General features: G+C 60.7%; 2 protein-coding genes and 2 pseudogenes. All 4 read right to left on the bottom strand.

Going from position 1 to position 2,298, the window contains the following annotated elements; all coding sequences use genetic code 11:
- Nucleotides 1-321, bottom strand: a pseudogene (locus tag OC610_RS25960) (phage tail tape measure protein); the annotation flags it as partial.
- A 128-nt stretch (nucleotides 322-449) separates the two neighbouring features.
- Nucleotides 450-1,016: a phage tail assembly protein gene (locus OC610_RS25955; RefSeq protein WP_264431884.1), complete on the bottom strand. Its 567-nt coding sequence runs from the start codon at nucleotides 1,014-1,016 to the stop codon at nucleotides 450-452.
- A 138-nt stretch (nucleotides 1,017-1,154) separates the two neighbouring features.
- The gene (locus OC610_RS25950) at nucleotides 1,155-1,661 is read right to left on the bottom strand and encodes a phage major tail tube protein (protein ID WP_030139449.1); all 507 of its coding nucleotides are present in this window, start codon (nucleotides 1,659-1,661) and stop codon (nucleotides 1,155-1,157) included.
- Nucleotides 1,661-2,298, bottom strand: a pseudogene (locus OC610_RS25945) (phage tail protein); the annotation flags it as partial. The gene OC610_RS25950 and the pseudogene OC610_RS25945, both read right to left, overlap by 1 nt.

Here is a 2,298-nt window from a genome sequence, read left to right as displayed (position 1 = left end):
CATCGCCATCGCGGGTTTGAGCAGTTCCGGTGGCTCGATGCCGCCGGCCGCCTTACTCTTCGGCTCATTCGCCGCCTCGCCCTTGGCGCCGGTTCCCATTGCTTGGGAAAACAATCGCTGCGCCGAAAGCTTGACGGTCAGCGATTCGATTGCCGTGGTCAGTCGGCCAAGCTTGAGCCCGAGGTTTTCCATCGCCAGGCTGAGTCCTGGCAGCCGATCTCCCGCGGAGATGGTCACACTGCTTGCGGGGTTGGCGTCTGGGGCCGCCAACCCACTCTCGGTGAAGGCTGCGTATCTGAGCGAATATCTATCGTCCGCCATTCCGCTCTACTCCTTTTTCACGCCAAGGCGAATGATCGCGATGTCGTATCGGCGCAAGGCCTTGCCGGCGTCCCACTCCAGGATTTCCGCTTCACTTACCGAGTAAATGAGCGGCACCACATCAAGGATCACTTCGATGTCGCGCTCCGAAAGAAGTCCGCCGGTTTGTTTAAAAAATCGTCGATGCGTACCTGGAGTTGCGTCCAGTCAGGCACGGTCAGCGAGGCCAGGTCCGGCAGCATCAGGCCCGTGCAATGGGCGGTGATGAACTCGGCGCGTTCCTTGGCCGTCTTCAGTTTTTTCATCGCCTTGGTGGCACGCAGCACCGGCATTTCCAGGGTCAACGAGGTCAGGCTGCGGCCCGCCACCTCGAGCGGTTGCAGCAGCGGCACCTGGTCGGGATCGGCCTGCGTGTCATTCAGAAAGTGCGAGGCTGGGCGCGTGGACATTTCGTGCACGTATTGCGCAACGCTGACGTAGTCCGGGCGCTTGAGCTGGTCCAGCTCCTTGGCCGACAGGCCGGTGGCCAGTTTGGCCAATTCGAAGAACTGCTCGTCTTCGTCATCGCCAGCGCGGGCCAGGGCGTCTTTTTGCGCGGCGTAGTACAGCGGCTTGAGTTGCAACTGCTCGATCTGCGAGCCGTCGTCACCGGTGATCGGCGATAACAGCTCATGGGTTGGAGGCGTCCAGGACATGGAATCAGTTCCTTGAAAAATCGAGGATCCCCTGTGGGAGCGAGCCTGCTCGCGAAAGCGGCGGGACATTCAGCATGGATGTCGACTGATGCTCCGCCTTCGCGAGCAAGCTCGCTCCCACAGGGGCTTGGTGTTGGCTTAAGGCAACAACACCGCACGACGGGCATCGCCAAGAATGTCGACGCCGTTGAGCACGAACTTCTGGGTGCGCACGTCGATGTCGATCACCGGGACGCCGTTTTCCAGGCGGTTGTAGGTGCGGCAGGACAGCTCGAGGGTCGTGGTGGGCTTCTCGTTCATCTTCAACGCGGCTTCGTCGAGGGATTTCAACTTGCCGCCCACCGTGTGGTAGGTGAACCAAGTGTTGCCGTCCTGATCCTGGCCCGCTTCACGCACGTTCAGCAGAATGTCGTCGCCGACGCTCACGCCCAGGGCCAACATGATTTCCGGCCCGACGCCTTGCAGCACCAGCTTGGCCGTCAGCACCTTGCCGCCCTTGGCCATTTCCTCGCCGATGAAGCGGCCGCCACGCATCTCTTCCATTTCGAATTCGATCTTCGGCGGCGTGAATTCTTCCACGGTCGCCGACAGCGGCAGGCCTTGCAGGGTGGCCGCGATGGCCTGTCTTACGCGGTTGGTAAACATTAGAGAACGTCCTCCAGGAACTGCTCGATGATTTCATCGCGGGCATTGAGTTGATAAATCATGTGTTCGTTCGGCGCGTAGCGGCCGTAGTCGATGACCACGTACCAGGTGCCGTTCTTGTACTTCTCGACGCTGTTCAGTTCCGGATGCAGGTACACGCTGCCGCCAGGGATGGTTTCGTCGGCGACCAGGGTTTGCAGCCAGTCGTTGATGCGCTTGACCTCTTGGTCCATGAACGACTTGGTCAGGTTCTTGGCCATGGCTTTCTGGCCGGCCTTCACCAGCTTGCGGCTGATGGCATCTTCCAGGCCGACGTAGCTGATGAACTTGCCGGTGATGGAACGGTTGCCCAGCAACGAGAAGCCGCCAAGAATGGTGCGGGCGTAGTAGCTGACGCCGTAGCGGTTGAGCAGATCGCCTTCGGTGGAGGTGTCGAGGATGTTGTATTCGACGGTGCGGGAAACGTCCTCGGCGAAGGTCACCTGGTTGCCCGGGCTCTCCCATTGCTTGACCTTGGCGAGCGCGGCAATGGCCAGGCTCGACGGGGCCAGGAAGACGTTTTTCTTCGCGGCCTTGGAATACACCGCCGGCATGTTGTGCACCACCAGGCAACGGTCGAAACCGAGGTCGGCACCGC

Origin of the sequence: Pseudomonas agronomica (assembly GCF_025917275.1) — a bacterium.
Taxonomy (GTDB): Bacteria; Pseudomonadota; Gammaproteobacteria; order Pseudomonadales; family Pseudomonadaceae; genus Aquipseudomonas; species Aquipseudomonas agronomica.
Note: the sequence above shows the minus strand (reverse complement) of the source record. Positions and strands in the feature narration are given on the sequence as shown.